This is a genomic window from Azospirillum tabaci (assembly GCF_014596085.1).
GTDB lineage: Bacteria > Pseudomonadota > Alphaproteobacteria > Azospirillales > Azospirillaceae > Azospirillum > Azospirillum tabaci.
The window spans coordinates 172,346-197,901 of record NZ_JACCJY010000013.1; the positions used below are offsets into that span (position 1 = coordinate 172,346).

The 25,556-nt window shown below is 67.9% G+C and carries 34 protein-coding genes; 24 read left to right on the forward strand and 10 right to left on the reverse strand.

Annotated features, from left to right (window positions below; genetic code table 11):
• Positions 1 to 6 precede the first annotated feature (6 nt).
• Genes H0B54_RS14230 through H0B54_RS14280 form a run of 11 tightly spaced genes read left to right on the forward strand, consistent with a single transcriptional unit; the run spans position 7 to position 5,632 of the window.
• Positions 7 to 1,209 carry a phage major capsid protein gene (locus H0B54_RS14230; RefSeq protein WP_188260863.1) on the forward strand — a complete coding sequence of 401 codons (1,203 nt, stop codon included), beginning with the start codon at positions 7 to 9 and terminating at the stop codon, positions 1,207 to 1,209.
• Between the two features lie 48 nt (positions 1,210 to 1,257).
• Positions 1,258 to 1,500 (forward strand): hypothetical protein, encoded by a 243-nt coding sequence (locus H0B54_RS14235; protein WP_188260864.1) that lies wholly within the window; start codon positions 1,258 to 1,260, stop codon positions 1,498 to 1,500.
• Between the two features lie 3 nt (positions 1,501 to 1,503).
• Entirely contained in the window at positions 1,504 to 1,812 is a 309-nt protein-coding gene (locus H0B54_RS14240; RefSeq protein WP_188260865.1) for a head-tail connector protein, read from the forward strand.
• The gene (locus tag H0B54_RS14245) at positions 1,812 to 2,147 is read left to right on the forward strand and encodes a phage head closure protein (protein ID WP_188260866.1); all 336 of its coding nucleotides are present in this window, start codon (positions 1,812 to 1,814) and stop codon (positions 2,145 to 2,147) included. Before H0B54_RS14240 ends, H0B54_RS14245 begins: the two co-directional genes overlap by 1 nt.
• Positions 2,144 to 2,578, forward strand: coding sequence for an HK97-gp10 family putative phage morphogenesis protein (locus H0B54_RS14250; RefSeq protein ID WP_188260867.1), 435 nt, complete (start codon positions 2,144 to 2,146; stop codon positions 2,576 to 2,578). The genes H0B54_RS14245 and H0B54_RS14250 overlap by 4 nt, the downstream gene beginning before the upstream one ends.
• The gene (locus H0B54_RS14255; RefSeq protein ID WP_211109374.1) at positions 2,575 to 3,153 is read left to right on the forward strand and encodes a phage tail terminator protein; all 579 of its coding nucleotides are present in this window, start codon (positions 2,575 to 2,577) and stop codon (positions 3,151 to 3,153) included. Before H0B54_RS14250 ends, H0B54_RS14255 begins: the two co-directional genes overlap by 4 nt.
• 9 nt (positions 3,154 to 3,162) lie before the next feature.
• Positions 3,163 to 3,321, forward strand: coding sequence for a DUF2635 domain-containing protein (locus H0B54_RS14260; RefSeq protein ID WP_188260868.1), 159 nt, complete (start codon positions 3,163 to 3,165; stop codon positions 3,319 to 3,321).
• Positions 3,322 to 3,324: 3 nt separating this feature from the next.
• Positions 3,325 to 4,815, forward strand: a complete 1,491-nt coding sequence (locus H0B54_RS14265; RefSeq protein ID WP_188260869.1) for a phage tail sheath subtilisin-like domain-containing protein — start codon at positions 3,325 to 3,327, stop codon at positions 4,813 to 4,815.
• A 15-nt stretch (positions 4,816 to 4,830) separates the two neighbouring features.
• Positions 4,831 to 5,196: a phage tail tube protein gene (locus H0B54_RS14270; RefSeq protein WP_188260870.1), complete on the forward strand. Its 366-nt coding sequence runs from the start codon at positions 4,831 to 4,833 to the stop codon at positions 5,194 to 5,196.
• On the forward strand, positions 5,196 to 5,495 hold the full coding sequence (locus H0B54_RS14275; protein ID WP_188260871.1) for a phage tail assembly protein: 300 nt from the start codon (positions 5,196 to 5,198) through the stop codon (positions 5,493 to 5,495). Before H0B54_RS14270 ends, H0B54_RS14275 begins: the two co-directional genes overlap by 1 nt.
• On the forward strand, positions 5,492 to 5,632 hold the full coding sequence (locus H0B54_RS14280) for a hypothetical protein (protein ID WP_188260872.1): 141 nt from the start codon (positions 5,492 to 5,494) through the stop codon (positions 5,630 to 5,632). The genes H0B54_RS14275 and H0B54_RS14280 overlap by 4 nt, the downstream gene beginning before the upstream one ends.
• Positions 5,633 to 5,760: 128 nt before the next feature.
• Here the strand turns inward: H0B54_RS14280 and H0B54_RS14285 are convergent, their stop codons facing one another.
• Positions 5,761 to 6,234 carry a hypothetical protein gene (locus H0B54_RS14285; protein WP_188260873.1) on the reverse strand — a complete coding sequence of 158 codons (474 nt, stop codon included), beginning with the start codon at positions 6,232 to 6,234 and terminating at the stop codon, positions 5,761 to 5,763.
• Between the two features lie 75 nt (positions 6,235 to 6,309).
• On the opposite strand from H0B54_RS14285, the gene H0B54_RS14290 reads away from it, so the two are divergent.
• The 12 genes from H0B54_RS14290 to H0B54_RS14345 all read left to right on the forward strand — a co-directional run bounded on the left by H0B54_RS14290 (position 6,310) and on the right by H0B54_RS14345 (position 17,514).
• Positions 6,310 to 8,064, forward strand: a complete 1,755-nt coding sequence (locus H0B54_RS14290; protein ID WP_188260874.1) for a tape measure protein — start codon at positions 6,310 to 6,312, stop codon at positions 8,062 to 8,064.
• A gap of 2 nt (positions 8,065 to 8,066) precedes the next feature.
• Positions 8,067 to 9,293 (forward strand): DNA circularization protein, encoded by a 1,227-nt coding sequence (locus tag H0B54_RS14295; RefSeq protein ID WP_188260875.1) that lies wholly within the window; start codon positions 8,067 to 8,069, stop codon positions 9,291 to 9,293.
• Positions 9,290 to 10,420: a phage baseplate assembly protein gene (locus H0B54_RS14300; protein ID WP_188260876.1), complete on the forward strand. Its 1,131-nt coding sequence runs from the start codon at positions 9,290 to 9,292 to the stop codon at positions 10,418 to 10,420. Before H0B54_RS14295 ends, H0B54_RS14300 begins: the two co-directional genes overlap by 4 nt.
• Positions 10,417 to 10,953, forward strand: coding sequence for a phage baseplate assembly protein V (locus tag H0B54_RS14305; RefSeq protein ID WP_188260877.1), 537 nt, complete (start codon positions 10,417 to 10,419; stop codon positions 10,951 to 10,953). Before H0B54_RS14300 ends, H0B54_RS14305 begins: the two co-directional genes overlap by 4 nt.
• 2 nt (positions 10,954 to 10,955) lie before the next feature.
• Positions 10,956 to 11,399, forward strand: a complete 444-nt coding sequence (locus H0B54_RS14310) for a phage GP46 family protein (protein ID WP_188260878.1) — start codon at positions 10,956 to 10,958, stop codon at positions 11,397 to 11,399.
• On the forward strand, positions 11,392 to 12,447 hold the full coding sequence (locus H0B54_RS14315) for a baseplate J/gp47 family protein (protein WP_188260879.1): 1,056 nt from the start codon (positions 11,392 to 11,394) through the stop codon (positions 12,445 to 12,447). The genes H0B54_RS14310 and H0B54_RS14315 overlap by 8 nt, the downstream gene beginning before the upstream one ends.
• Positions 12,435 to 13,124, forward strand: a complete 690-nt coding sequence (locus H0B54_RS14320; RefSeq protein ID WP_188260880.1) for a YmfQ family protein — start codon at positions 12,435 to 12,437, stop codon at positions 13,122 to 13,124. The genes H0B54_RS14315 and H0B54_RS14320 overlap by 13 nt, the downstream gene beginning before the upstream one ends.
• Before the next feature lie 17 nt (positions 13,125 to 13,141).
• Positions 13,142 to 15,547 carry a glycosyl hydrolase family 28-related protein gene (locus tag H0B54_RS14325; protein WP_188260881.1) on the forward strand — a complete coding sequence of 802 codons (2,406 nt, stop codon included), beginning with the start codon at positions 13,142 to 13,144 and terminating at the stop codon, positions 15,545 to 15,547.
• A gap of 10 nt (positions 15,548 to 15,557) precedes the next feature.
• Positions 15,558 to 15,959: a hypothetical protein gene (locus H0B54_RS14330; RefSeq protein WP_188260882.1), complete on the forward strand. Its 402-nt coding sequence runs from the start codon at positions 15,558 to 15,560 to the stop codon at positions 15,957 to 15,959.
• Positions 15,956 to 16,477, forward strand: a complete 522-nt coding sequence (locus H0B54_RS14335; RefSeq protein WP_188260883.1) for a gp53-like domain-containing protein — start codon at positions 15,956 to 15,958, stop codon at positions 16,475 to 16,477. The genes H0B54_RS14330 and H0B54_RS14335 overlap by 4 nt, the downstream gene beginning before the upstream one ends.
• 64 nt (positions 16,478 to 16,541) lie before the next feature.
• The gene (locus tag H0B54_RS14340; RefSeq protein WP_246472520.1) at positions 16,542 to 17,195 is read left to right on the forward strand and encodes a glycoside hydrolase family 19 protein; all 654 of its coding nucleotides are present in this window, start codon (positions 16,542 to 16,544) and stop codon (positions 17,193 to 17,195) included.
• Between the two features lie 70 nt (positions 17,196 to 17,265).
• Complete coding sequence (locus H0B54_RS14345) at positions 17,266 to 17,514, forward strand: hypothetical protein (RefSeq protein ID WP_188260884.1); 249 nt, start codon at positions 17,266 to 17,268, stop codon at positions 17,512 to 17,514.
• Between the two features lie 35 nt (positions 17,515 to 17,549).
• Here H0B54_RS14345 and H0B54_RS14350 read toward each other — a convergent pair whose 3' ends face one another.
• The 8 genes from H0B54_RS14350 to H0B54_RS14385 all read right to left on the reverse strand — a co-directional run bounded on the left by H0B54_RS14350 (position 17,550) and on the right by H0B54_RS14385 (position 23,986).
• Positions 17,550 to 17,789 carry a hypothetical protein gene (locus H0B54_RS14350; protein WP_188260885.1) on the reverse strand — a complete coding sequence of 80 codons (240 nt, stop codon included), beginning with the start codon at positions 17,787 to 17,789 and terminating at the stop codon, positions 17,550 to 17,552.
• Positions 17,786 to 18,136 (reverse strand): hypothetical protein, encoded by a 351-nt coding sequence (locus H0B54_RS14355; protein WP_246472521.1) that lies wholly within the window; start codon positions 18,134 to 18,136, stop codon positions 17,786 to 17,788. The genes H0B54_RS14350 and H0B54_RS14355 overlap by 4 nt, the downstream gene beginning before the upstream one ends.
• Before the next feature lie 262 nt (positions 18,137 to 18,398).
• Entirely contained in the window at positions 18,399 to 19,736 is a 1,338-nt protein-coding gene (locus H0B54_RS14360; protein WP_188260887.1) for an HlyD family type I secretion periplasmic adaptor subunit, read from the reverse strand.
• Positions 19,737 to 19,750: 14 nt separating this feature from the next.
• The gene (locus tag H0B54_RS14365) at positions 19,751 to 21,481 is read right to left on the reverse strand and encodes a type I secretion system permease/ATPase (protein WP_188260888.1); all 1,731 of its coding nucleotides are present in this window, start codon (positions 21,479 to 21,481) and stop codon (positions 19,751 to 19,753) included.
• Positions 21,482 to 21,563: 82 nt separating this feature from the next.
• Positions 21,564 to 22,193 (reverse strand): calcium-binding protein, encoded by a 630-nt coding sequence (locus tag H0B54_RS14370; protein ID WP_188260889.1) that lies wholly within the window; start codon positions 22,191 to 22,193, stop codon positions 21,564 to 21,566.
• Positions 22,194 to 22,369: 176 nt separating this feature from the next.
• Positions 22,370 to 22,735 carry an Atu4866 domain-containing protein gene (locus tag H0B54_RS14375; protein WP_188260890.1) on the reverse strand — a complete coding sequence of 122 codons (366 nt, stop codon included), beginning with the start codon at positions 22,733 to 22,735 and terminating at the stop codon, positions 22,370 to 22,372.
• Positions 22,732 to 23,244: a carboxymuconolactone decarboxylase family protein gene (locus H0B54_RS14380; RefSeq protein WP_188260891.1), complete on the reverse strand. Its 513-nt coding sequence runs from the start codon at positions 23,242 to 23,244 to the stop codon at positions 22,732 to 22,734. The genes H0B54_RS14375 and H0B54_RS14380 overlap by 4 nt, the downstream gene beginning before the upstream one ends.
• A gap of 10 nt (positions 23,245 to 23,254) precedes the next feature.
• Positions 23,255 to 23,986 (reverse strand): SDR family oxidoreductase, encoded by a 732-nt coding sequence (locus H0B54_RS14385; RefSeq protein WP_188260892.1) that lies wholly within the window; start codon positions 23,984 to 23,986, stop codon positions 23,255 to 23,257.
• 107 nt (positions 23,987 to 24,093) lie between these two features.
• Here H0B54_RS14385 and H0B54_RS14390 point away from each other — a divergent pair, with 107 nt between their 5' ends.
• Positions 24,094 to 25,002 (forward strand): LysR family transcriptional regulator, encoded by a 909-nt coding sequence (locus H0B54_RS14390; protein ID WP_188260893.1) that lies wholly within the window; start codon positions 24,094 to 24,096, stop codon positions 25,000 to 25,002.
• Positions 25,003 to 25,094: 92 nt separating this feature from the next.
• On the opposite strand, the gene H0B54_RS14395 is transcribed toward H0B54_RS14390, so the two are convergent.
• A partial coding sequence (locus H0B54_RS14395; RefSeq protein WP_425490040.1) for a calcium-binding protein occupies positions 25,095 to 25,556 on the reverse strand: 462 nt, incomplete at its 5' end.

A 25,556-nucleotide genomic window follows, 5' to 3' on the forward strand; every position in this document is an offset into this window, starting at 1 on the left:
CCCCACATGAGCGAGAACAAGAGCGCGGCCGAGCTGGCCGCGGAGGTGAAGGCGTCCTTCGACAAGGCGCTGGATGAGACCAAGACCATCGCCGAGAAGGCCCTGACCGAGGCCAAGGAGACCGGCAAGGTCGCCGCCTCCACCAAGGAGAAGGCCGACGAGGCGCTGCTGAAGCTGAACGCCATCGCCGAGCAGTTGGCCGAGCTGGAACAGAAGGCCGCCCGCAGTCAGAAGCAGGGCACTGACGAGCAGAAGACCCTCGGCGAGCAGTTCGTGGAGGACGAGCGCGTCAAGAGTTTCCTGGGGCAGGTCCAGCCGCGCGGGCGTGTCGACTTTCAGGTGAAAGCCACCATCACCTCGGCGACCACCGACACGGCGGGCGCCGCGGGAGATCTGGTGCAGACCACCCGCATCCCCGGCATCGTCGGCCTGCCGAACCGCCGGATGACCATCCGCGACCTCCTGACGCCCGGCCGCATGGACGGGAACGCGCTGGAGTACGTCAAGGAGACGGGCTTCACCAACAACGCCGGCATGGTGGCGGAAGGCGCGGCGAAGCCGCAATCCGACATCAAGTTCGATCTGGTGACCACCACGGCCAAGGTCATCGCGCACCACGCCAAGGCGTCCCGTCAGATCCTCGATGACGCGGCCCAGCTCGCCTCCTACATCGACGGCCGGCTTCGCTACGGGCTGGCTTATAAGGAGGAGACGCAGCTCCTGAACGGCGACGGCACCGGCCAGAACCTGCTCGGCATCATCCCGCAGGCGACCGCCTACAGCGCGCCGATCACCCTGACCAGCCCGACCAGCATCGACGTCCTGCGCCTCGCCATGCTGCAGGCGGCCCTCGCCGAACTGCCGGCGACCGGCCACGTGTTGAACCCCATCGACTGGGCCTGGATCGAGACCCTGAAGGACAGCGAGGGCCGCTACATCATCGGCAACCCGCAGGGCTCCATCGCCCCGACGCTCTGGGGGCTGCCGGTGGTCACGACCCAGGCCATCTCGGTCGACAAGTTCCTGACCGGCGCCTTCAAAATGGGCGCCCAGGTGTTCGACCGCTGGCTGGCGCGCGTCGAGATCGCCACGGAGAACGAGGACGATTTCGTCAAGAACCTCGTCACCATGCTTTGCGAGGAGCGGCTGGCCCTGGCCGTCTACCGGCCGGAAGCCTTCATCTACGGCGACTTCGGCCGCGTGACGTAATCGGGCGGGGCGGCTTACGGGCCGCCTCTTCCCTATCAGGAGAGCCACATGGCCGACAAGAAGACCTACCGCGTTCTGCGCCCGATGGACGGGGACCGGTTCTATCGACCCGGCGAGTTGCGGGAGATGTTCCCCATCGACGCCGCCAACCTACTGCGCCTTGGCGCCCTGGAGGCGCTTGCGGACGACGGCGACGAGGAGCGCCAGAAATCGGAGGGGCCGGTACCCGAAGACAAGATTGAGGGGGCGCCGGCGAACAAAGCCGAGGTCACGAGCAAGGCCAAGGGGTGATCCATGAGCGTCGTCACTCTGGAGGAGGCGAAGGCGCATCTCCGCGTCGATGGCACGGATGACGACGCCGACATCGATCTGAAGCTTGCCGCTGCCGAAGACCTTGCCGCGCAGGTCCTGAACCGTCCAGTGCCGTGGACCAACGTCGACGGCGATGAGGTGCCTGTGCCGGCTTCTGTAAAGGCTGCGATACTGCTGATCCTTGGCGACCTCTACGCCAACCGAGAGGCATCCATCGTCGGCACCAGCCACACGGTAAACCCGACCGTCGAGCGGCTGCTGTGGCCGCACCGCAAGCTGAGCGTCGCGTAATGCAGCGCCCATCGGCAGGCGACCTGAACCGCCGGGCGGTGATCCGGCGGTGGCAGGAGTTCCCCGACGTCGTGGACGGCATCGATCAGAGCTTCCCCGAGGTGGCTCGGGTCTGGTCCAAGGTCGAGCCGGTCGGCGGCGGCATCTACTATGGGAGCGTGCAAACCGGGAACATGGTCACGCACCGGATCACGATACGGCGTCGGCAGGACGTCACCGCCGAACACGTCATCGACGCCGACGGCAGACGCTACCGGGTGAAACGGTCGGCGGATCTAGGGACGGCGCGAGAATTCACCGTTCTGGACGTCGAGGAGTTGGGGGGTGTCCCATGATCGAGTTGCACGAGCGGCTGCTCGGGCATCGGACCATCGACTTCGACCGCCGCAAGCTCCGCAAGGCGGTGCGCGCCGGGGCCGCGCTGGTGCGGCGCGAAGGCCGCAAGCTGGCCGGAAAGAAGAAGGGGGCAGGGCGCCGCTATCGGGTGTGGGGCGATTTTCTGCACCGCGCGTCGGCCCCTGGATCGCCGCCGGCCAAGCTGACCGGCGCCCTGCAACGGTCGATCTACTACCGGACCTTGGACAAGGACGGCCTGTCGATGTCCGTCGGTCCGGCGCCGCGCCGGATCTTCTACGCCCGTTTCCTTGCCTTCGGCACCGAGAAGATGGAGGCCCGCCCGTTTATGGACGAAGCCCTGCACCGCCACGAGGAGCCGATCCGCAAGCTGCTCCGCTCCGCGCTGCGTGACTCGCTGGTGCCGCGATGAAGCTGTCCCCGATCATTCAGCGCCTGCGGGCGCGCTGTCCCGCCTTCGCGAACCGCGTGGCCGGGGCCGCCGATTTCAAGCCGATCCCCGAGGCGAGCAACCTCACGGTGCCGGCGGCCTACGTGCTGCCACTGGAGGACAGCGCCGAAGCGGTCAAGGGCCAGAACGAATACGAGCAGGACATTCGCGACGCCTTCGCCGTGGTGGTCGTGGTGTCCAACCGCTCCGACGAGCGCGGGCAGGCCGCCGCCGACGAGCTGGACGACCTTCGCGCCGCGCTGTGGCGTGCTCTGCTCGGCTGGTGTCCTACCGATAGACACGGCTGGATCGAATACGAGGGCGGTCGGGTGATCCACATGGACCGCGCCCGGCTGTACTACCAGTTCGATTTCGGCGCCGACCTTGGAATATCGGCCGATATGACCGGCCAGGGAGCTGACCTCGACGCACTGCCCGCTCTGGAAGGCGTCCACACAACCGTCGATGCCATCGACCCGACCGACCCGAACCTCGCCTCTCCCGGCCCCGATGGGCGCCCCGAGGCCGAGGGCGATTTCACCATCCCCACGACCTAGGAGCCACGCATGTTCGTGAAGCCCAAGGCCGGGTTGCTCGTTCGCGACCCGGTGACGGGGGAGCCTTTGCCCAGCGCGGGCCGCGAGGTTCCCGAAGACCAGTACTGGATGCGCCGCCTGCAGGACGGCGACATCGCCGCGGCGAAGCCCGCGAAGAAGGAGGCGTAACCCATGTCCGTTGGCTTCTCCAGCATCCCGAGCAACATCCGCGTGCCCCTCTTCTATGCGGAGGTCGATGGATCGCAGGCCGGCTATTTCACGCAGGACCAGCGGGCGCTTCTGATCGGCCAGATGCTGCCCGCCGGCGCCGCCACCGCGGGCGTTCCGGTCCAAGTGTCGAGCGCGGATCAGGCGCGCGCCCTGTTCGGCGCCGGCTCCATGCTGGCCCTGGCGATGGCCGCCTATCGCATCAACGACGACTTCGGCGAAGTCTGGTGCCTGCCGCTCGCCGATGATGGCGCCGCGGTCGCGGCAACCGGCACCGTGGCTCTGACCGGCACGGCGACCGCTGCCGGCGCGCTGTCGCTCTACATCGCCGGGAAGCGGGTCCAGCAGGGCGTCGCCACCGGGGCGAGCGGCGCGACCGTTGCGACCGCGCTTGCGGCGGCGATCAACGCCAACACCGACCTTCCGGTCACTGCGGCGGCGGACACTGGCACGGTCACCCTGACGGCCAAGAACAAGGGGCCGCTCGGCAACGACATCGACCTCCGGCTGAACTACCGCGGCGCGCAGGGCGGTGAGGCGACCCCGCCCGGTCTGACGGCGGGGGTCACGGCGATGACGAGCGGCGCGACTGCTCCGTCCCTGGCCGCCGGCCTTGCGGCCCTGGGCGACGAGCCGTTCGACTTCATCGCCTGCCCCTATGCCGACACTTCCAGCCTGGACGCCATCAAGACGCTGATGGATGACCAGACGGGTCGGTGGTCGTGGTCCAGGCAGGTGTTCGGCCACGTCTTCGGTGCCAAGCGTGGCACCGTCTCGGAACTGTCCACCTTCGGCAACCTGCGCAACGACCCGCACGCGACGGTGATCGGCTACAGCGCCAGCCCGACCCCGCCTTGGGAGTGGGCCGCGGCCCTGACCGCGCAGGCGGCCAAGAGCCTGCGCGCCGACCCGGCCCGCCCGCTCCAGACGCTGCCGCTGGTCGGCGTGCTGGCCGCCCCGGTGCCGAGCCGCTTCACACTGTCCGAACGGCAAATCCTGCTGTTCGACGGCGTGGCAACGCACATGGTCGGCGCCGACGGCACCGTGCGCATCGAGCGCGCGATCACGACCTACCAGAAGAACGCCTTCGGCCAGCCGGACCCGTCGTTCCTGGATGTCGAGACGCTGTTCACGCTGGCGACCATCATTCGCCGCATGCGCAACGCCATCACGACCAAGTTCGCCCGGCACAAGCTGGCGAACGACGGCACGTCCTTCGGCGCCGGCCAAGCCATCGTCACCCCGAAGATCATCCGTGCGGAACTGATCGCGCAGTACAGCGAGATGGAGTCCCTTGGCCTGGTCGAGAACATGGCCGCCTTCAAGGCGAACCTCGTGGTCGAGCGTGACAGCACCGATCCGAACCGCATCAACGTCCTCTACCCGCCGGACCTCGTGAACCAGCTCCGCGTCTTCGCCGTGCTGGCGCAGTTCCGTCTCCAGTACACGGCCTGAAGGAGGGCCTGATCCATGGCGAACAACCGCATCGCGGGCGTCTGCTACCTGAAGGTGGACGGCGCCCAATATGCCCTGCGCGGCAGCCTCACCGTGTCCCCGGACAGCATCGAGCGTGAAGGCATCGCCGGCATGGACGGCGTGCACGGCTACAAGGAGACGCCGCGCGTCCCGTCGATCTCCGCCGACCTCTCGGACATCGGTGGCCTGTCGCTGGAAACGCTGCGCGCCATCACCGACGCGACAATCACCGCCGAACTGGCGAACGGCAAGGTCTACACCCTGCGCAACGCCTGGGTGGCCGGCGCGCTGGAGCTCGACGCCGGCGAAGGTCAGGTTTCGGTGACCTTCGAGGGCATGAAGTGCGAGGAGATGAAGTGATGAGCACCGTCACGCTCAAGAAGCCGATCCAGGCGCATGGCGAGGAGGTCAGGACCCTGACCTTCCGCGAACCGAACTGCGAAGACATCATGGTCTGCGGCTACCCGCTCCAGATGAGCGGGGACGGCTCGTTCACCCCGCTGGCCGGCGTCATCGTCAAGTACATCTCCCGCCTTGCCGCCGTCCCGCCGTCGAGCGTGAAGGCCATGACGGCGCAGGATTTCAACGCCTGCATGGCGACCATCATCCCTTTTTTCGGGGATGGGGATCAGAGCCAGAGTCCGGCGGACGAGGGTTGATCGAGCGGTTCCACGACATCGGCTGGGCCTGGAAGATGCAGCCGAGCGAGATGGATCGCCTGACCATCTCCCGGCTGCTGGTCCTTGAGGCTCAGACGGCGCGCATCGGGGAAGAACTCCGGCGCGCGCAGTCGTGAGGGAAGCTACTTCTTGGGGCGCTTGGGGGTGGCGACTGTCGCCTTCCTTGAGCCGATGTTCCCCGCCTGACAGGGAAGGGGCGGCCCGGAGATGGGCCGCCCTTGTGTCTGGGCAAAACGAGAGATGGCTACTTTGTTGCCACCTTGACGTAAACGCTCGACGCCTCCCCAGGCTTGCCTGGGAACAGGCTCAAGCTGAGGATCATAAGCATTTCAGTCTCTCCACTCGCGTTTGGCGCCGCTGCTTCATGAAAAGTATCGTCCCAGCGAATGATGTGCTCATTCGCAAATGTTGCCTTGCTTGCGGCAAGACCTAGAGAAAGAAGAGAGTTTTCGTTGTACGGAATTGAAATGTTATCGACAGATATCCAATCCGCGGCGCCGTTAATAAAGACCACGCTCACATTTCCTGATTTATAGTAGCATTTGTCGCCGTATTTGATCTTTTCGCACTTAGATGGCTTCCCTAACTGCTTCTGAACATCAGCCTTATTCTGTAAATAGATTGTTGGAATGTTGACGATCGGATCAGCCGCAGCCGCCGATCCGATGCAAGCTATTAGTAGAGATAATCCACCAAAAACACGGGCGGCGATCTTCATCGCATCCTCCTTCGGTTGAAGCCGGAGGAGCTTAAAAACCACAGGGGGCAGAGTCGAGTCATGTCAAACTTTAACATGAAGGCCGTCATCTCCGTTGTGGACAAGGTGTCTGGCCCCATGAAAGGGGTTGTGGCGTCCTTGAAGGCCCCGGCCAAGGCGATGCAGGACGTCGGAGCGGCGGCGCAGAACATGCGCTCTCGGCTCGGCGCGCTGGGGGTCGGTGCGATCTTCGGCGCTGGTGGCGTCGCTGCGGTGGCCGCCGGAGGAAAAGCCGTTCTCGGCGTGTCGGCGCAGTTCGAGAAGTTCCAGACCATTTTGGAAACTATCGAAGGGAGTTCCGAGAAGGCGAAAGCCTCAATGGACTGGATCAGCGACTTCGCGGCCAAAACTCCCTACGAACTGGCGGAGGTGACCGACGCCTTCGTCAAGTTGAAGGCCTACGGCATCAACCCAATGAACGGCGTCCTAAGAAGTCTCGGTGATGCGGCCGCCGCTGGTGGGAAGCCGTTGGAAGCCCTTGTTGAGGCGCTCGCCGACGCGCAGACGGGTGAATATGAGCGACTGAAGGAGGCGCTCCAGATTACGGCGGACACCAACGGAGACAAAGTAACGCTTCACTTTACCGACAGGCTTGGACAAGCCATGCGGGGCGTCGTCAAGAAAGGTGATGCCGCGCAAATGCAAAAGGCCATGATGAAAATCATCTCTCTCAAGGGGTTTGACGGGGGGATGGACAAACTTTCGGCAACTTGGGACGGCCTGTGGTCCAACCTTATGGACTCGTTCGCGCGCTTCGGAAAGATGATCGGCGATGCTGGGTACTTCAACGTTATGAAGGACCAGTTGAAAGACTTCCTCGACATGCTGAACCAGTGGGAGCAGGACGGCACGCTCAAGCGGATCGCCACCGACATCAGCGACCTGATGGTCACGGCGGTGACGAACCTGCGGGCGGCGTTCTCCGGCTTCGACATCAAGACGGCGGTGCGGGACCTCCGGGAGTTCCTGTTCGGCTACACGCGGGTATCCGACCTGGACCCGAGCCAAGTGGAGTCGGTGCCGGGCGCGTTTGAGCGGATCGGAACCGCCATCAAAGCAATGCTGCCCTTCCTCCAGCCGGTGATCGCGCACTTCACCTCCGTCGAGACGGTGGCGACCCGCCTTGCCATGGTTCTTGCGCTGCCGGTGGTTGCCGCCATCGCTTCAGTGATGACGGCCTTCATCCAGTTGGCTGCCGTGCTGGCGGCGAACCCGGTGATCGCCGCGGCGCTCCTCATCGCTGGCGCGGCCGCCCTGATCTACGCCAATTGGGATCAGGTCGCGCCGTGGTTCGAACGGATGTGGGAGGCGGTAAAGGAGATCTTCGGCGGGTTCGTCGTCTTTGTGAAGGGCGTCTTCACCGGCGACTTCGCCGCGGCGATGGAGGGCCTGAAGCAGATCGGGCAGGGGCTGCTCAACTGGTTCACGGGATGGGGCGATGCCATCGGCGCCATCTTCACAAAGGTGTCCGACTGGATCAAGTCGCTGTTCAACATCGACATCGCCGGGGCGCTGCGGGCGCAGATCGCTGGCCTGACGAGCGCCCTGCCATCCTGGGTGACGGACAAGCTCGGGCTGACGGTGGAGCCCGCTGCGGCCCCGACCGGCCCCATGGCGCCGGCGCCAAGCCCGGCCCTCGTGGCGAGCGCGCAGGGCCAGCAGCTTCGCGGTGCTGTGGACATCAACATCAACGGGGCGCCGCCGGGCACGCGGGTTGAGACGCGCACGCAGACCGCGGGCGTGGACCTCAACACCGATGTCGGCTACCGCTCCATGGCCCTGGGGTACTGACCATGGCATGGCGTGACCAACTCCGGCCCGCGTCCTTCCGCGGGGTTCCCTTCAAAGTGGACTCCGACGACCTGACCGCCGGCCGCCGCGTGCAGCTCCATGAATACCCGCAGCGCGATAAGCCCTATGCCGAGGACCTGGGGCGGGCCACCCGCAAGATCACCCTGACCGCCTACGTCATCGGGCCGGACTACATGGCCCAGCGGGGCCGCCTGCTGGCGGCGTTGGAGGAGGCCGGCTCCGGCGAGCTGGTCCACCCGCAGTATGGCACGCTGCAGGTGGTCGCCGACGGCGAATGCCGAGTGGCTCACAGCCGCGACGAGGGCGGGCTGTGCCGCTTCTCGCTGTCCTTCGTGGAGGCCGGGGAACTGACATTCCCCAGCGCCACGGTCAACACAGCGGAGACGTCCAGGCTTAAGGCGGACGCGCTGTCCAGTGCGGCAATCGGCGACTTCGCGAGCGCCTTCGGCATCGAGGGCGTCCCGGATTTCGTGGATCAGGCGGCGGTGGCGGACTTCACGTCGGCGCTTGGCTTCGCCGAACGGGCCATGCGCAGTGGTGGCGGAGGGTGGCGGCAGCTGGCGAGTGGCCTGCTCGGGGATTTGACCGAACTCTTTGGGGTGCCGATGTCCCTGGGCGGTCGGGTCATGAACCTCTTCGCCGCTTTCGGCGGCGGGGGCGGAGGAGGCGGGGGATCGACCTTGGGCGTTGCGTCGCCCGCCGGCGCTGTCGGTTCTCCCGCGTCCCGGCTGGGCGAACTCTCACAGGTTGCCGGCTACAGCCCGCCGCCGCCATCCTACGCGGTCAGCACGCCAGCCAGGCGGCAGCAGGCGGCCAACAGCGAGGCGACGGCCAGCCTGTTTCGTCGCGGCGCTCTGGTGCAGTCGGCCCGCACCGCGGCGGACGCCGAATGGCCGGTTTACGATGACGCGATCCAGACCCGCGACCGGCTGGCCGCGCAGATCGACGCGGAGGCGATGCGGCCTGGCGTGTCGGACGACACATTCCGGGCGCTCACCGATCTGCGGGTGGCGGTGGTGCAGGACATCACCTCCCGTTCCGCTGGATCGGCCCGGCTGTCCACCGTCACGCCGAGCACTGTGCAGCCATCGCTCGTGCTGGCCTACGACCTGTACGAGGATGCCGGGCGGGGGGATGAGATCGTGGCCCGGAACGGCATCGCGCATCCCGGCTTCGTGCCGCCCGAACCGCTGAAGGTGCTGGCATGACGGAGGAACGCGACCGGGTGCGGCTGCTGGTCAACGGCTCGGACTATGGGGGCTGGAAGGCCGTCAGCATTTCCGCCGGCATCGACCGGCAGGCCCGCGACTTCACCCTGGTGGTCACCGACCGTTGGCCGGGCTCCGATGTACCGCGCCGCATAGCGCCGGGGGATGCGTGCAAGGTCTACATCGGCTCCGATCTGGTGCTGACCGGCTATGTGGACGGGACGCCGATCACCTACGACGCAACCTCCGTGACCGTCGGCGTCAAGGGGAGGTCCAGGACGGCCGATCTGGTGGATTGCTCCGCCATCAATGCGCCGGGACAATGGAAAGGGCGGAAGATCGAGCAGATCGCGGCGGACATGGCGGCCCCTTACGGCGTGCCGGTGATCGCTGTGGTGGATACCGGGGCGCCCATCGCCGACCACCAACTCCAGCCTGGAGAGAGCGTGTTCGAGAGCATCGACCGCCTGCTCAAGCTCCGTGCGCTGCTGTCCACAGACGACGCGCAAGGGCGCTTGGTCCTGACCCGAGCGGGTTCGGCCAAGGCGACAACGGCGCTCGTGGTCGGGGAGAACGTTCTTTCCGGATCGGCCGACCTCGACTTCAGGGACCGCTTCAGCGAATACGTGGTGAAGGGGCAGAGACAGGGCAGTGAGAGCGACGCGAAGGCGACGCTGATCGACTTCTCCGGCAACAGCAAGCCCGCGGCGGCGACGAGCCAAGTCCAGGCGCGGCAGGCCGACAGCGGCATCAAGCGCAAGCGCGTTCTCGTCATCGTCGCCGACGGTCAGCCGGACGGCGTGAGCGCCCGTGACCGGGCGCGGTTCGAGGCTGCGCACCGCGCCGGCAAGAGCTATCAGGCAAGCTACACGGTGCAGGGATGGCGACAGGCAAGCGGCGCCCTGTGGGAGCCGAACCAGATCGTCCACGTCCGTGACCCGATCCTTGGCTTCAGCCTAGACATGCTGGTTGCCGAAGTGACCTACGGTCTATCGGAAAGCGGCACGACCACGACGCTGACTGTTGCCCCAATGGCCGCGTACGAGCTTCTGCCGGAGTCTCCGGACGCCAAGAAGAAGGGCGGCTCCGGGGCCAAGCCGGGCGAAACCGTGGTGGAGTTCAAATGATGGACGCCCGCGCCTTCTCGAAGCTTGCCGCGCCGCTCAAGCGCGGCATCCAAAATATGCTGGCCCGCGGCATCGTCACGGCGGTGGGGCAGGCCGGCGCGCAGGTTGTACAGGTCCAGCTTTTGGCGGACGAGGCCAAGGACGGTGTGGAGCACGCCGAGCCCTACGGCTTCACCGCGCACCCGCTGCCGGGGGCAACGGCGGTGGTTGTGTTCGTTGGTGGGGACCGCAGCCACGGCATTGCCGCGGCGGTGTCCGATGCGCGCCATCGCCCTGGCGACCTCCAGCCCGGCGAGGTCTGCATCTACACCGACGAGGGAGACGAGATCCGCATCAAGCGCGGCGGAGAGTTGGTCATCAAGGCCGCCGCGAAAGTCCGCATCGAGACGCCGCTGCTGGAAGTGACCGGAGAAGTGCGCGACCGTTGCGACACGGGCGGTCGGACCATGGACGAGATGCGCGGCGTCTACGACAGCCACACCCATCCCGGCGACAGCGGCGGCACGACCGGGGCCCCAAACCAAGGGATGTAGCCATGAGCTATTTCCAGCAGGACCGCACCGTCGTCATCGACGGCGCGCCGCTCTCGCTCGACCTGACCAAGGGCGACCCGCTCGCCAGGGCGGTGCTCATGTCCCTGTTCACCTGGGGGCGGGCCAAGCCCGGCGACGTGCTGCCGGCTGACCAGAAAATGGGATGGTGGGGGGACACCTTCCCAACGGTGACCGGCGACCGCATCGGGTCCAGGCTCTGGTTGCTGAGCCGCGAGAAGCTGACGCAGGAGACGGTCAATCGCGCCCGCGAGTATGCCAAGGAGGCCCTTGCATGGCTGGTCGCCGACGGCGTGGCGCAGCGCGTCGAGGTGACCGCAGACCGGCGCGGACCCGATGGCCTGTCGCTGATCTGCCGCATCTGGCGGCGGGACGGGACCCCCACCGACATCCGTTTCGACAACGCCTGGGAGGCGATCAATGGCTGACACCGGTTACACCAGGCCAACGCTGTCCGAGCTGATCGAGCAGGTTCGAGCCGACGTCCTGGCGCGCCTTGGGGTGGACGAGGTGCTGCGCCGCGCAGACGGCGAGGTGCAGGCGCGCGTTCAGGCGGGGGCATTGCACAGCGTGTACGGCTTCATCGATTTCCTGGCGGCGCAGATCCTGCCGGACACGGCGGCTACGGCCTATCTGGATCGGCACGCCTCGCTCTGGGGTGTCGCGCGCAAGGCGGCAACCGCGGCCACCGGAACCGTGACCATCACGGCCAGCAATGGCGTGACCATCGCCGCCGGGACGGTGATGCAGCGCGCGGGCGTCGGGGATTACACGGTGACCGCCAACGCGACCGCTACCGGCGGAACGGCGACCGTCGCTGTCGCCGCGGCCACTGCCGGAGCGGCCGGGAACCTGCCGGCCGGGGCGCTTCTCACGCTGGCAAGTCCCATCGCCGGGGCGCAGTCAACGGCGGTGGTCGCGGCCATCGGTGGCGGCGCCGACATCGAAGCCGACGACGCCTTGCGGGCGCGCCTGATCGCGCGCATCCAGGAGCCCCCGCACGGCGGCAACGCGGCGGATTATGAAGCCTGGGCTCTGGAAGTCGCTGGAGTAACCCGCGCCTGGGTCTATCCTTTCCACACGGGGATCGGGTCGGTCGGGGTCACCTTTGTGTGCGACGGGCGCGCGGACATCATCCCCGCCGTCGGCGATGTTGCGCTGGTGCAGACCCACATCGACGCCCTGCGGCCGGTCACCGCCGCAGTCACGGTCTTCGCGCCGGTGGCCGATCCTCTGGCTCTGTCGATCCGTCTCACCCCGGATGGAGCGGCAACCCGCGCCGCGGTTGAAGCGGAACTGCGCGACTTCCTGTCGCGCGAAGCCGAGCCCGGAGGGACGCTGTACCTGTCCCGTCTGCGCGAGGCGATCTCGTTGGCGACCGGTGAATACCGGCATGACCTTGTGTCGCCGACAGATGACGTGGTGTCGCCGGCCGGGCACATCGCGACGCTGGGGGCGATCACATGGCTGTCGTGAGCGCAGCATCGGGCGATGACTACTACGGGCTGCTTCTGGGCCTGCGCCCAACCGGTCCGGCGTGGCCGTCGGATGATCCCTTGCTCCAGGCCATCGCCGACGGGCTGGCGCGCGTCCACAACCGGGCGCTGGGCCTGCTCGATGAAGCAGACTCGCGGACCACGCTGGAAATGCTGCCGGCCTGGGAGCGCAACGCCGGTCTGCCGGACGCCTGCACCGGCCCGGCGGTCGGTCTGGCCGAGCGGCGCCGACGGCTTGCCGCGCAGATCACGGCGCGGGGCGGGCAAAGCCGGGCGTTCTTCATCGGGCTGGCCGCCAGCATGGGGTATCCCGGCTGCACGATCACCGAGTTCGCGGCTTTCACCTGCGGATCGGCCTGCAGCGCGGCGCTGAACACGGCCGATGTGGGATGGCCGCACGCATGGCGCCTGAACGTGCCGGTGAGGGCTGGGGCTTACACGTTCACCGCGACCAGCGGGTGCGACGAGGCGCTGCGCGCATGGGGATCGGCGGTGCTGGAGTGCGTCGTCCGCCGGGCGGCGCCGGCGCATACGGTGGCGCTGTTCGGCTACCTACCCGACGAAGATTGGCTGCGCGACGGCGGCGCGGCGGAAGACTGGGGCACGCTGGACCTGATCGGCGGCCCCGAGGCAACTGAAGACTGGGGCTCGTTCTAAGCCCAAGGAGCATCCGCATGACCGAAGACCTGAAGCGGGTCGCCCTCCTGGGCGGCCCGACGAGCCAGCTTGCGTCCGTCGTGGGGCTGGATCGTGAACTGATCATCGACACGGACAAAAAAACCCTGACCGTCCACGATGGCGAGACGCCCGGCGGCTTCCCGCTGCTGCGGGAGGATGGTCCTGGCGACGCAGTGACGGTGCGGGGGCGCACGCTCGACGACAGGGCCGGGGAGGTCGCCAACGTTCTCGATTTCGGAGCGGTGGGTGACGGCGAAACGGATGACGCTCCCGCCTTCCAGCAGGCCATCGACCATCTCGTTGAGCGCGGCGGCGGCGTTCTGCGGGTCCCGGCCGGTGGTTACTACAGGCTGGAGGACGATCTGACCTGTGCTGACGTCCCGCTTGCCATTGAGGCGGATGGCTCGTCGGTTGCGCAGCTTCTCATCGTGCACAGCGGTCACGGCCTTCACTATACCGCCACCACGACCAACGTGGTTCAGAGTGGCCCAGGGGCGGGCCGCCTGAAGTCATTGCGCCTAACCAACGTGTCCTTCGTCTGCTCCGCGTCGACCGCTCTTGCCGCGGTGCGTGGCGAGTGGCCGGCGGAAACGAGCGCTCTGCCGCTGTTCACGGCGCAGAACGTGCTGGTCGGCCATGTCCCGCTGACGGGCGGCCTGTCCCATGGCCTGTGGCTGACCAACGCCTCCGGCACGGTCATGAACAACGTGCGCGTGCTCGGGTCTGCTCAGGCGGTGGCGCCGACGCAGGCCGACTGCTGGACGATGCGCTACGGCATCCTGCTGGACAGCTCGGGCAACGTCGCCAAGCTCGGCCACTACTGGAATGGGGTGCGCGTCTCCTACGCGAATTGGGGGACGTGGGTCGATGGCTGGTATGAGGGCATCTACGCAACCAACTGCGAGTTGGGGCCAAACACCGCCGGCTTGCGGCTGACCAACGGGGCCAGCCCCAACACGATCCTCGCCGCCCACTTCGCGAACCTGCACGTTGACGTCCGCGCTAACGGCGTTGAGATCAACGGCGCGCAGGATGTGAAGTTCGCCAACCTTGAGGTGCTGCGCAACACGTCCGGCTTCGACTTCGACGGCAGCGGCGTTTCGGCAACGGACGTCCAGCACCTTGGGATTTCCGGCGGGTGGATCAACTGCTCAAGCCCATCTGGTGTCGAAGAAAACGGGATCATCGTCGCCGGAACCAGCCTGTCACCGAAGGTCTCGGGCGTTTCGATCATCGGGGCCAAGACGGCAGGTGTCGCGTTCAGCGGCGTGGTCTCGTCGGGGTCGTTCGATGGGCACGTTCAGGACTGCGGGACGTCGGTCATCCTCGGCCCGAGTGCGTCCGGGAACCGCTTCTCCTTCAGCGAGGCCAACAGCGGCGCGGCGAGCGACAGCGGCGCGGACAACCGTGTCAACCTCACGGGCTATGCCCTGGGCAACCAAGCGCCCATCGCCGGGGTCAAGATGCAGGTGGACAACCTGCTGGAGGCTGGAAGCCAGAAAGTCGAGGACATCGCTGGCATCTGGTCGGGCATAACCTATGCCCACACCGCGGCAAGCCGGACCTTCGACAGCACGACGGCGGGCGGGACCACGGCAGGAAGCCCCGTCGCCACGACGTTCACCTACGCGGTCAACGACGGTTGTCCGGCGGATGTGGTGGCCGGGATCGATGTGGCGATTGCGAAGGCGTCCAACAGCACGGTCTTTGGCCGCAACATCATCGCGGGCAACGTCTCGGGCACGACGAACACGAAGATCGTCGGCCTGGAAGTTGACGTTCAGCCGACCACGGGGACGACGGTCAACAGCGGGACCGGAGGCGTCTACATCAACGCCTTCAACCTCCCCGGTCTCGGGCCGGCACTCCAGGTCGGCGGGGTCGGCGGCGGGTCCTTCACCAACGGCATCGTGTTGGGCGGCGGCGTCTCCGGGGCCGGATTTTCCGGGGCGTCGGGGGCCTCGATGACGTCGCTCATCAACAGCGGCGGGGCGACGTACAGCGCCGCGGCCATCGTGTTGAGCAACGGGCACAAGCTGCGGCTCTCCGGGACCGGGTCGGCGCACGCCTATTCGTACACGGACGGGTCCAACAACCGCCGCGAAGTCCTCGGCGGCGGCGGCTTCATCTGGCGCAACAACGCGGATACCGTCTCGCTGGTGTCCATCGACAGCGGCGGGAACCTCAACCTGGAGGCGGGGGGAGAGCTGCGCAGCGGCGGGACCTCAGTCGTGGACCCTAACCGCTTGATCTGCCTTCGCTCGTACACGGTGGCGACCCTTCCCAGCGCCAGCGTGGCGGGGAAGGAAATCTACGTCTCAAACGAGAGTGGCGGGGCTGTCCCGGCCTTCGCGGACGGCACCAACTGGCGGCGCGTCACGGACCGCGCCGTCGTTTCTTAAGAGGATCGAAATGCAGACGACCAAGCACCCCTACGAACTACTGATCCGGTGGGACCAAGCGGGCCGTCTGGCCGGCGCACACGTCCAGTACCGCTACATCACGATCGATGGCGAGCATCGCGCCGAAAGCCTCGGCGCGGCCGAACCGCTGACGCTCGACACGGCCCCCGGCTTCCCGCTGGCCGACCTCCTAACCCAGGCGCAGGCCGACGCCCTCACGGCCAAGGCCGCATCCGACGCTGATCTGGGCGCCGCGGTAGCGGCCCTGGAGGCGGAGACGCAGGCCCGCGTCACTGCGGAAGGGCAACTCGCCCAGGCAGTCGGGACCGTGGACCGGCTGCTCCAGCAGCGTGACGCTCTCTTGGCGCGCGTCGCCGAACTGGACTCTCAAAAGAACGGTGAAGCCAAATGAAGCGCATCGATACCCCCACCCGCGCGGTGGACCTGTTCGGCGCCGGCAAACCCGGCTTCAAAGACGGGTCCACCCTGACCGGCGACCCCGCTACCACGCTGAACGCCGGCATGTTCAACCATTTCCAAGAGGAGATCGCCCGCGCGATCGAGGCCTGCGGGATCACGCTGGACCCAGGCCAGTATGACCAGCTCGCCCAGGCGCTGGGGCTGAACGACCGCAACGCCTCGGCGACCGGGCACATCATGCTGGCCGGCGGTATCCTCTTCAATTGGGGCTCCGGGGTCATGAGCGCCGGCAGCTGCACGGTCACGTTTGACAAGGCGTTCCCGACCGCCTGCTGGCACGCGTTCCCGGCGGAGAACACGGCCAGCACCTGGGCGACCAACAACGTGACGGTCTATGGGCCATCGGCGAAAAGCCAGACGGGCGCGACGTTCAAGAGCTTTACCTGGAACGGGACCGGCTTTGTCGCCAGTTCCGCAGCGGCTTTCTCGTATTTCGCCATCGGCAAGTGACACCGCGACAACACTCCAATCCCCCGGCGCCCGCGAGGCGCCTTTCGCATTTCTGGAGGACCCGATGAGCAACGTGCCTTCCGGCGCGGCGGTGACGCTCGACCTGCTGCAACGCCTGTTCCCGACTGGCCGGGAGTTGCCGGCCTTCGCCGCGTCCATGGCTGCGCGCCTGCCTCCTGCTGCGATCAACACGCCGCAGCGGGTGGCGGCCTTCTTGTCCCAGGTGGGGCATGAGTCCGGCGGCCTGCGCGTGTGGACCGAGAATTTGAACTACTCGGCGGAAGGGCTGCGCAAGACGTGGCCCCAGCGCTTCCGGGACGCGGCGACGGCGACCGCCTATGCCCGCCAGCCGGAGCGCATCGCCAACCGCGTCTACGGCGACCGCATGGGCAACGGGCCTGAGGCGAGCGGCGACGGCTGGAGATACCGGGGCAGGGGGCTTATCCAGATCACCGGGCGCGACAACTACCAGCGCTGTTCCGGATGGGCTGGCAAGCCGCTGGAGGCCATGCCAGCGTGGCTGGAGACGCCTGACGGCGCCGTTGCCTCTGCCGTATGGTTCTGGACGGTGAATGGCCTGAACAGGCTGGCCGATGCCGGAGAGCTGGAGGCGATCACCCGGCGCATCAACGGCGGCCTGAACGGTCAGGAGGACCGGCTTTCCCGGTATGCCCTCGCCTCGGAAGCGCTGGGCATTTCTCCTGTCGCCGTGGCCTGAACCACGTTTCCCCCACCCCAGCCCGCCCGGACCTCCGCGGCGGGCTTTTCGCGCCTGAAAGGAGGCACCCATGATGTTCCGCATGTCCACCATGATCCCCGCTCGCAAGGTCTGGGCCGGTGGCCTTGCCGGCGTCGCCGCAGCGGTGATTGCCTCGCTCCTGCGCCAGTATGCCGACGTGGACATTCCCGCCGACCTGATCGGCTACATCATCGCAGGGATCGTGCCGTCTGTGGCCTACCTCGTGCCGCCCGCCGCCCGTGACGTGATCGTGAAGGCGGATGAGGCGGCCCGTCAGGTGGGGCAGGGTGCCCCGTGAGACGGCAGGGGCGCCCCGGTAAGGAGGCGGCCCGGTTACCCCTTCGCTTGGGCCGCCTCCATATTGGCGACGAGCGTGGCGCGCAGTTCCATCACAGCGGCTTCGTCTCCAGCTCCGGCCTTTCGCCCATGCCGGATTTCCCACCCGAGGATCGCGTTGACCGTCAAGCGGGTTTCCTCGCCTTCGGCCATGACGGCATCGACAACGGGCGGCGTGCATCCGCCCGGCTCCCGGCGGCCGGTGTTGATCGCCTGGATAAGCTCAGCGTAGGTCATAGCTTTGGACTGTGTGTCTTGGGGGCCTCTGCGGGGCGGCCAGCGAACACGGTATAGCCGCACCGCTCAAGCCGCTCCAGAACCTTGTTCGTGATGATGTCCAGCGCGGCCCCTTCGGCCTTCTTCTGAGTCAGCGATCCGCGGCAGTCGGAGAGGGCGAGCCGGACTGGGATCGCCAATTCGCTCCACGGGACCGCCCCTCCGCCCATCAGGGCCGGGGCCGCGCGCTCGGCCCACCCGATGTACTGGCCCTGGATCTCCGGTCCCATCTGCTTCCAAAGCTCCGGCCCGCCGGCCATGGCGATGGCGGCTTCATGGATCGCGCGAGGGGGATAGTCGTGGCTCATGGGGGCTGATGCTGCCATGGGAACGGACGTAGAACAAGAGGCCCGTTTCTGGTTAGACAAATTTCTCGTAAGCCATTGACCCGGCGTGAACGGTTAGACGCGCTCGTCTATGGTAACCCATTGGAATACAGAGAAATGACAGCGGCATCATAATCCCTTGGTCGGGGGTTCAAATCCCTCCGCTGCTACCATCACGAAAGCCCGTCAAGTCTTCGACTTGGCGGGCTTTTTCTTTGGCTGGCGTGGAAAGCCGCGCTCCCCCTCAATCCTCCGTCAATGCATGGGCCATGGCGTCCTGCAACGGTGCCAGCACATAGTCGATGGCCCGGCGCTGGCCGGTCGCGATCAGCACGTCGGCGGGCATGCCCGGATGCAGGGCCGCCGGGCCGATGCGCTCCAGCGCGCCGGGCAGTGGGCGGATGCGGGCCACGAAGTAGGGGGCATGGGTCGTCGGGTCGGTCAGGCGGTCGGCGGACACGTCTACGACGGTGGCGTCGATCGCCGGTGTGCGGCGCGGCTTGAAGGCGCTGAGGCGGACCTGCGCGGTCTGGCCGGCCTTCACCACGTCGATGTCCAACGGGTCGATGCGCGCCTCAATGGTCGGCGGGCCGCTGTCGGGAACGATGTCCATCAGCGGCTCGCCCGGCTTCACAACCCCGCCCACGGTGAAAACGGTCAGCCCGACCACGCGGCCGGGGACGGGCGCGCGGATCTCCGTGCGCTCCACCGCGTCGCGGGCGGCCTTCAGGCGGGCGGCGGTCTGGTCCAGGGCGTTCTGCGCCTCCTCCATCTCCGCGGCGATGTCGGAGCGGCGGGCCGTCTCCTTGGCATGGAGCTGGGTGTCGGCGACCGTCACCGCCTGCTCGGCCAGCAAAGCGCGGGCGCGGGATTGATCGCGGGTGCCGGCCAGATCGGCCATGGCGCGCTTCAACGACAGAACCCGCAGCTTGCGCTCCAGCCCCTTGTTGAAGAGGTCCAGAACGCCGGCCAGTTCCTCCTCGATGAAGACGATCTGTTCGGCCGCCGCGCGCTCCTGGGCGCGGTGGGCGGTCACCTCGCGCTCGGCCTGGAGGCGCTGCTCGCGCAGCACGGCCATATCGCCGTCGTGGCGGGTCCAGCGGGCGGCGAACAACTGCTGCTGCACAGCCAGGGCGCGCCGGGCGGCGCTGCTCCCATCCACCAGCTCCGCCGGGACGGAGAAGGCGCGCTGCCCGGCGTATTCGGCGCGCAGGCGGGCCATGCGGACCAGGGCGGCGGCCTGTTCGGCGGACAGCTCCTCCAGGGTGGCGCGGCTCTGCGTCCCTTCCAGGCGGAGCAGGGTCTGCCCGGCGGCCACCGTGTCGCCGTCGCGCACCGCCAGTTCGGCGACGATGCCCCCTTCCAGATGCTGGATGGTCTTGCGGTTGCCGTCCACCACCACCGTGCCCGGCGCGTGGGCGGCGCTGTCCAGCGGGGCCAGGAAGCCCCAGCCGAGCCCGGCGCCGAGCGCCAGGGCGATCGCCGCGCAGCCCGCCCGCACCGCTCCGCCGATGGAGGGCTCGGCGCGGCGCTGCTCCGCAGGGATGGCGCTTCGGCCCAGCATCGTGTCGGTCGTCGTCATCTCGAAGTCTCCAATCAGATGGTGGCGGCAGCGGCCGGCTGCGGTGTGGCGGTACCCAGACGCCGGACCATCTCGGCCCGCGTCGCGGTCTGGTCGATCATGCCGTCGCGCAGCACGACGATGCGGTCCACCGCGTCGAGGACGCAGCGGCGATGGGCGATCACCACCACCGCGGCGCCGCCGGCCTTGGCCTCGGCGATGGCGCGCAGCAACGCCGCCTCGCCGGACTGGTCCAGGTTCGCGTTGGGCTCGTCGAGAACGATCAGGCGGGGATCGCCGTAAAGGGCCCGGGCGAGGGCGATGCGCTGCCTCTGCCCGCCGGAGAGCCGGGCGCCGCCCTCGCCGATCGACGTCCGGTAGCCGTCGGGGAGGCGGCCGATCATCTCATGCACGCCGGCCCGCCGCGCCGCCGCGGTGACCAGCGCCGGGTCGGGCTCGCCCAGACGGGCGATGGCGTCCTCCACGGTGTCGCCGAGCAGGCCGACGCCCTGCGGCAGATAGCCGACATGCCGCCCGCAGTCGTCGCGGTGCCAGCGCCACACATTGTGGCCGTCGAGATAGACCCCGCCCTGGGTCGGCTCCAGAACGCCGACCAGCAGCCGGGCCAGCGTGGACTTGCCCGCCGCGGAGGGGCCGACGATGCCCACCGCCTCCCCGGGCTCCACCGAGAAGGAGAGGCCGCGCAGAGTCGGGCGGTCGGACCCCGGCGGGACGTAGGTCACGCGGTCCAGCAGCAGGGAACCGCTGGGGCGGGGCAGGGGCGCGGCCGGCGCGGGCACCGCATCCGCCATGAACAGGCCGCGCAGACGGCGAAGGCTCTCGCGGGCCGAGGACCAGTTCCGCCAGGAGTCGATCAGCTGCTCGAAGGGCGCCAGCGCTCGGCCCATCAGGATGGAGGCGGCCAGCATGCTGCCCGGCGACACCTGCCGGTCCAGCACCAGCATCGTGCCGGCGGCGAGGATCGCCACCTGGGCCGCCATCCGGGAGACCTTGGCGAGCGAGGCGACGGCCTGCGACCGTCCCGTGGTCTGGTTGACCAGCGCCAGATGGTCGTCCTGAACCGCCTGCCAGCGGCGGCGCAGGGTGCCCATCATGCCCATGGCCGCAACGGCCTCCACGCTGTGCGACGCCGCCTCGATCTCGGCGCCGTGGCGGCACAGGGCGCGGTTGGCCTCCGCGGCGCCCGGCATGGTCAGCAGGCGGCCGAGCAGGCTCATCCCCACCAGGCACAGGATGCTCGCCCCGCAGACGAGGCCGTAGAGCGGATGGATCAGTGTCAGGAAGAGCAGGAAGACGAGGCTGAGCGCGGCGTCGAGCGGCGCGGTGAGGCTCGGCCCGGACAGGAACTGGCGCAGCTCGTTGACGTCGCGCAGCACCTGGGCCGGGCGGCTGGCGCCGCCGCGCAGCAGGCCCCCCATCGACGCTTCCAGCGCGTCCATGGTCAGGCTGCGGGCCGCCAGATGGCCCATGGCCTGGGTCAGCCGCCCGCGGATCGCCTCGACCAGCCCAAACACCGCGAAGCAGCCCAGCGCCAGCAGCGACAGGGCCACCAGAGTCTCCACACTGCGGCTGCCCAGCACGCGGTCGTAGACCTGCATCGTGTAGAGCGGCATCGCCAGTTGGATGAGGGCGAGAAAGACGCTGAACCCGCCCGCGGCGGCGAGGCCGGTCATGATGCGCCGCCGGATCGCGCGCAGGGCGGGTGGGCCTGCCGGAGAGTTGTGGCGGGATTCCCTTGCGGCCATGGGAAGGGCGCTCCTGTCGTCTGGGAGAAGGGAAAGGGGCGCGCCGGGAAGGACGGCGCGCCCGGTACCTCGGTCAGGCGGATCAGTAGAAGGAGATGTCGCCCATCGGGTTGTCGCCCTTCACGATCAGGTCGTGGAAGCCGGTGTCGTTGGCCGCGTTCCACGTGACGACGTAGTTGCCGTCCTTCTGCCAGATGCTGTATTGGCCGTCGGCGGGCGCGCTGGTCGAGCCGGCGTAGCTGTAGTTGCCCTTCAGCCAGATCTGGTCCTCGTCCTTGAAGTCGGTGATGGTGTCGGCGTTGCCGGCGTAGATGTCGCCGCTGTCCTTCGTCTCGAAGAAGAACCAGTCGGCCCCGGCCCCGCCGGTCATCTGGTCCTTGCCCATGCCGCCGTAGAGGTCGTCGAAGGTGTCGCCGCCGCTCAGCGTGTCGTTGCCCTCGCCGCCGTAGAGCTTGTCGTACCCGCTCTCGCCGTAGAGCTGGTCGTTGCCGCTGCCGCCATAGAGCGTGTCGGTGCCGTAATAGCCCATCAGCAGGTCGTTGCCCGACTCGCCGTAGAGCACGTCGTTGCCGTTCCAGCCATCCAGCGTGTCGTTGCCGTACCAGCCGAGGATGGTGTCGTTGCCGTCATAGCCTTGCACGTAGTCATTGCTGACACCGTACTTGATCATGTCGAGGAAGTCGGCGTTGTTGGTGCCATAGACGTTTGCCATGATGCGTTTCCTTCGGATCAGGGGATTGTGCCATGCAAGGAGAGATGCTTCATTCGGCTTTATTCTTGCCGTTTCGCTCTGAAGATCTCGCCCTTGCACAGCCATTCTTCCCGGATCGGGCATCCGGCACTGTTGTCCACTTCACATTTTCAGTCAGGAGAGAAAATGCGCGGCGGTCAGCGCCGCCGGTGCAGGATCATCCCGGCATGGTGCAGCACTCCGTCGATGAAGACGCCGTCGGCGGTGAAGCTGGTGTCGTCCCAATAGTCGATGTGGTTGCCGGTGACCCGATAGCGGCCCTGATACGCCTTCTCCCGGTTGCCCCGCGCCTCGACGTAGCGGTCGTTGGGGAGAAGCTCATGGCGGATGCGGCCGTCCTCCGTCACCCACAGGCCGACATAGGGGTGATCCGCTTGCGGCGGGCTCTCCATGGCGGAACGGTCGGCGGTCTGGGCCAGCGCCTTCCGGTCGGGCAGGGCCTCGGCGCCGGCGGCGAGCAGGGCGGCGGTCAGGGTTGCGGTCTGGGCGAGTGCGCGTTTCATGGCGTGTTTCCCTCCGCCGACGGGTGGCGCTCGGCAAACAGGTCCGACAGGGTGCGCGCGGCGGAGATTGCGCGGGGGAAGCCCGCGGGGACGGTCACCATGTAGACGATCTCCTTCAACTCGTCCTCGGAGACGCCGGCGTTGAGCGCGTAGCCGGCGTGGATCTTCATGAAGGCCGTCTCGCCGATGGCAGCGAAGGCGGCGACCGCGGCCAGTTGGCGGGTCCGCGTGTCCAGCCCCGGCCGGGACCAGACGTCGCCCAGTGCGTAGGCCTCGGTGGCCTCCGCCAGGAAGGGGAACTCCTCGCGCATCCGTTCCAGGGTGGGTTGGGGCTGGCCGTTGTTCAGGCTGCGGACCACCTCGCCGCCGCGCTTGGCGCGCTCATCGGTGGTCAGGGCGGTGGCCAGGGCGGTGGCGGGCATCGCCGGAACCGCGGCGAGGAGCCCCGCCGCAACGAACGCGCGCAGGCGCGCGGGATTGCGGGCACGGGTGTCGGTGCCGAACGTCATGCTGCCCTCCTCAACGGCTGGCCGTGGGACGGACCACGATCTCGTTGGTGTCCACGTCGTCCGGCTGCTCGATGGCGTGCAGGATGGCCCGCCCGATGGCGTCGGGCTTGATGGAGACGGCGCGGTAGGCCCGCATCAGCTCTTCGGCCTCCGGGTCGGTGATGGTGTGGGCCAGCTCCGATTCTACGACGCCGGGGCAGACGCAGGTGACGCGCAACCGCTCGTTTTCCTGGCGCAGCCCGTCGGAAATGGCCCGCACGGCGTATTTCGTCGCGCAGTAGACCGCGGCGGTCGGCGAAACGGCGAGCGCCCCGATGGAGGCAATGTTGATGATCTGGCCGAAGCCCTGGCCGTTCATGATCGGCAGCACCGCGGCGATGCCGTAGAGCACGCCGCGGATGTTCACGTCGATCATGCGGTCCCACTCCTCGACCTTCAGCGAGGCCATGGGAGACAGCGGCATGACCCCGGCGTTGTTGACCAGCACGTCGATGCGCCCGAACCGCTCCCGCGCGAAGGCGGCGAAGGCGGCCATGTCCTCGCGGCTCGTCACGTCCAGCGGGCGGACCTCCGCGGTGCCACCGCCGGCCCGGATGTCGGCGGCCAGCGCCTCCAGCCGGTCCGTCCGGCGGGCGCCAAGCACCAGCTTCGCGCCGGCGGCGGCGAGGACGCGGGCGGTGCCCTCGCCGATGCCGCTGGAGGCGCCGGTGATGAGGATCGTCTTGTCGGTGATCGCGGTCATGTCATGCTCCCTTCCGTCGATCGTTGCGGTGATGGAGACAAGCTATGATCCGATGATCGATAGTTCGAGTTGCCAATTATGAACGGGCTGGTTAGCATATCTAACCAATGAGCGATCCCTTCGAAGGCATGGCGGCGTTTCTGGCGGTTGCCGAGACGCTCAATTTCCGCCGGGCGTCCGAGCGCCTGGGCGTCACCCGCTCCGCCGTCAGCCAGGCGGTCCGTCGGCTGGAGGATCGGATCGGCGTGCCGCTTCTCCAGAGGACGACGCGCAGCGTCCGGCTGACCGACGCGGGCGCGCATCTGCTCGCCGCGACGCGCCCGGCGTTGGCGGAGATCGGCACGGCGCTGGAGGTCATCGCCTCGACGCACGGGGCGCCCGGTGGAACGCTGCGGCTGGCCGTCTCGTCCATTGCGGAAAGCATCCTGGAAGGCGAAGCGCTGGCCGGCTTCCTGGCCGCCTACCCATCGGTCGGCATCGACATCCTGGTGACGGACGAGGAGTTCGACATCGTCGCGGCGGGTTTCGACGCGGGTGTCCGGCTGGGCGAGGCCATCGAGCAGGACATGATCGCGGTGCCGGTCTCCACCAAGCAACGGCAGCTGGTGGTGGCCTCACCGGCCTATCTGGCGCAGGCGGGCCGCCCCGCCCATCCGCGCGACCTTCTCGCCCACCGCTGCATCGGCTGGCGCCCGGCGCCGGACGTGGCGCCTTACCGCTGGGAGTTCACCGAGGATGGCCGCGACTTCGACATCGCGGTGAATCCGCGGGTCGCCACCAACGACATGGGGATGATGGTCCGGCTGGCCCTGGCCGGTGCCGGCCTGACCTGCGGCATGGAGGAGACCTTCCGGCCCCATCTGGAGCGCGGCGCGCTGCTGGCAGTTCTGGAGGATTTCTGTCCGCCCTTCGCCGGCTTCCATCTCTACTATCCGAGCCGCCGGACGGTGCCGCCGCGGCTGCGCGCCCTCATCGACCATCTGCGGGCGCGGAACGGCGGCCGGCCGATCACGTGAACGCCCCCACGTCCTGAAAAGGAAAGGGCGGGTGCCGGAGCCCGAAGGTTCCGGCACACGCCTTTCGTTTGCGGAGCGCGCTGCGACGCCGCTCAGCCGAACCAGGCGGCGACGTTGCCGGTCTGGCCGAGGATGGTGATGCGGTTGCCCCCGCCGACGTCGAGCGTGGTGTTGCCGCCCTCCACCCGCGCCGAGCGGATCACCGCGCCCAGGTCGATGCCCGCCTCGTGGAAGGCCAAGCGGTCCACCCCAACCTCGAAGTCCATCACCACCGACCCGCCCGAGGCCCGCCCGAAGGCGAAGACGTCCGCCCCGGCCCCGCCCCACAGCGTGTCCGCCCCGCCGTCGGCGAACAGAACGTCGTTGCCCGCCCCGCCGTGCAGCACGTCGTCGCCCGCCCCGCCGAACAGCGTGTCGTCGCCCTCCTCGCCGAACAGCGTGTCGTTGCCCGCCCCGCCATTGGCCAGGTCATGGCCCGCGCCGAGCCCGATCAGGTCGCGCCCCGCCCCGCCCAGCGCCGTGTCGTTGCCCGCCCCGCCGCTGAGCGTGTCGTC

What these genes read in the sequence shown, in the direction of transcription:
- H0B54_RS14230 (WP_188260863.1), top strand. Translation starts at nt 7, where the DNA reads ATGAGCGAGAACAAGAGCGCGGCCGAGCTGGCCGCGGAGGTGAAGGCG.
- H0B54_RS14235 (WP_188260864.1), top strand. Translation starts at nt 1,258, where the DNA reads ATGGCCGACAAGAAGACCTACCGCGTTCTGCGCCCGATGGACGGGGAC.
- H0B54_RS14240 (WP_188260865.1), top strand. Translation starts at nt 1,504, where the DNA reads ATGAGCGTCGTCACTCTGGAGGAGGCGAAGGCGCATCTCCGCGTCGAT.
- H0B54_RS14245 (WP_188260866.1), top strand. Translation starts at nt 1,812, where the DNA reads ATGCAGCGCCCATCGGCAGGCGACCTGAACCGCCGGGCGGTGATCCGG.
- H0B54_RS14250 (WP_188260867.1), top strand. Translation starts at nt 2,144, where the DNA reads ATGATCGAGTTGCACGAGCGGCTGCTCGGGCATCGGACCATCGACTTC.
- H0B54_RS14255 (WP_211109374.1), top strand. Translation starts at nt 2,575, where the DNA reads ATGAAGCTGTCCCCGATCATTCAGCGCCTGCGGGCGCGCTGTCCCGCC.
- H0B54_RS14260 (WP_188260868.1), top strand. Translation starts at nt 3,163, where the DNA reads ATGTTCGTGAAGCCCAAGGCCGGGTTGCTCGTTCGCGACCCGGTGACG.
- H0B54_RS14265 (WP_188260869.1), top strand. Translation starts at nt 3,325, where the DNA reads ATGTCCGTTGGCTTCTCCAGCATCCCGAGCAACATCCGCGTGCCCCTC.
- H0B54_RS14270 (WP_188260870.1), top strand. Translation starts at nt 4,831, where the DNA reads ATGGCGAACAACCGCATCGCGGGCGTCTGCTACCTGAAGGTGGACGGC.
- H0B54_RS14275 (WP_188260871.1), top strand. Translation starts at nt 5,196, where the DNA reads ATGAGCACCGTCACGCTCAAGAAGCCGATCCAGGCGCATGGCGAGGAG.
- H0B54_RS14285 (WP_188260873.1), bottom strand. Translation starts at nt 6,234, where the DNA reads ATGAAGATCGCCGCCCGTGTTTTTGGTGGATTATCTCTACTAATAGCT.
- H0B54_RS14290 (WP_188260874.1), top strand. Translation starts at nt 6,310, where the DNA reads ATGAAGGCCGTCATCTCCGTTGTGGACAAGGTGTCTGGCCCCATGAAA.
- H0B54_RS14295 (WP_188260875.1), top strand. Translation starts at nt 8,067, where the DNA reads ATGGCATGGCGTGACCAACTCCGGCCCGCGTCCTTCCGCGGGGTTCCC.
- H0B54_RS14300 (WP_188260876.1), top strand. Translation starts at nt 9,290, where the DNA reads ATGACGGAGGAACGCGACCGGGTGCGGCTGCTGGTCAACGGCTCGGAC.
- H0B54_RS14305 (WP_188260877.1), top strand. Translation starts at nt 10,417, where the DNA reads ATGATGGACGCCCGCGCCTTCTCGAAGCTTGCCGCGCCGCTCAAGCGC.
- H0B54_RS14310 (WP_188260878.1), top strand. Translation starts at nt 10,956, where the DNA reads ATGAGCTATTTCCAGCAGGACCGCACCGTCGTCATCGACGGCGCGCCG.
- H0B54_RS14315 (WP_188260879.1), top strand. Translation starts at nt 11,392, where the DNA reads ATGGCTGACACCGGTTACACCAGGCCAACGCTGTCCGAGCTGATCGAG.
- H0B54_RS14320 (WP_188260880.1), top strand. Translation starts at nt 12,435, where the DNA reads ATGGCTGTCGTGAGCGCAGCATCGGGCGATGACTACTACGGGCTGCTT.
- H0B54_RS14325 (WP_188260881.1), top strand. Translation starts at nt 13,142, where the DNA reads ATGACCGAAGACCTGAAGCGGGTCGCCCTCCTGGGCGGCCCGACGAGC.
- H0B54_RS14330 (WP_188260882.1), top strand. Translation starts at nt 15,558, where the DNA reads ATGCAGACGACCAAGCACCCCTACGAACTACTGATCCGGTGGGACCAA.
- H0B54_RS14335 (WP_188260883.1), top strand. Translation starts at nt 15,956, where the DNA reads ATGAAGCGCATCGATACCCCCACCCGCGCGGTGGACCTGTTCGGCGCC.
- H0B54_RS14340 (WP_246472520.1), top strand. Translation starts at nt 16,542, where the DNA reads ATGAGCAACGTGCCTTCCGGCGCGGCGGTGACGCTCGACCTGCTGCAA.
- H0B54_RS14345 (WP_188260884.1), top strand. Translation starts at nt 17,266, where the DNA reads ATGATGTTCCGCATGTCCACCATGATCCCCGCTCGCAAGGTCTGGGCC.
- H0B54_RS14350 (WP_188260885.1), bottom strand. Translation starts at nt 17,789, where the DNA reads ATGACCTACGCTGAGCTTATCCAGGCGATCAACACCGGCCGCCGGGAG.
- H0B54_RS14355 (WP_246472521.1), bottom strand. Translation starts at nt 18,136, where the DNA reads ATGAGCCACGACTATCCCCCTCGCGCGATCCATGAAGCCGCCATCGCC.
- H0B54_RS14360 (WP_188260887.1), bottom strand. Translation starts at nt 19,736, where the DNA reads ATGACGACGACCGACACGATGCTGGGCCGAAGCGCCATCCCTGCGGAG.
- H0B54_RS14365 (WP_188260888.1), bottom strand. Translation starts at nt 21,481, where the DNA reads ATGGCCGCAAGGGAATCCCGCCACAACTCTCCGGCAGGCCCACCCGCC.
- H0B54_RS14370 (WP_188260889.1), bottom strand. Translation starts at nt 22,193, where the DNA reads ATGGCAAACGTCTATGGCACCAACAACGCCGACTTCCTCGACATGATC.
- H0B54_RS14375 (WP_188260890.1), bottom strand. Translation starts at nt 22,735, where the DNA reads ATGAAACGCGCACTCGCCCAGACCGCAACCCTGACCGCCGCCCTGCTC.
- H0B54_RS14380 (WP_188260891.1), bottom strand. Translation starts at nt 23,244, where the DNA reads ATGACGTTCGGCACCGACACCCGTGCCCGCAATCCCGCGCGCCTGCGC.
- H0B54_RS14385 (WP_188260892.1), bottom strand. Translation starts at nt 23,986, where the DNA reads ATGACCGCGATCACCGACAAGACGATCCTCATCACCGGCGCCTCCAGC.
- H0B54_RS14390 (WP_188260893.1), top strand. Translation starts at nt 24,094, where the DNA reads ATGAGCGATCCCTTCGAAGGCATGGCGGCGTTTCTGGCGGTTGCCGAG.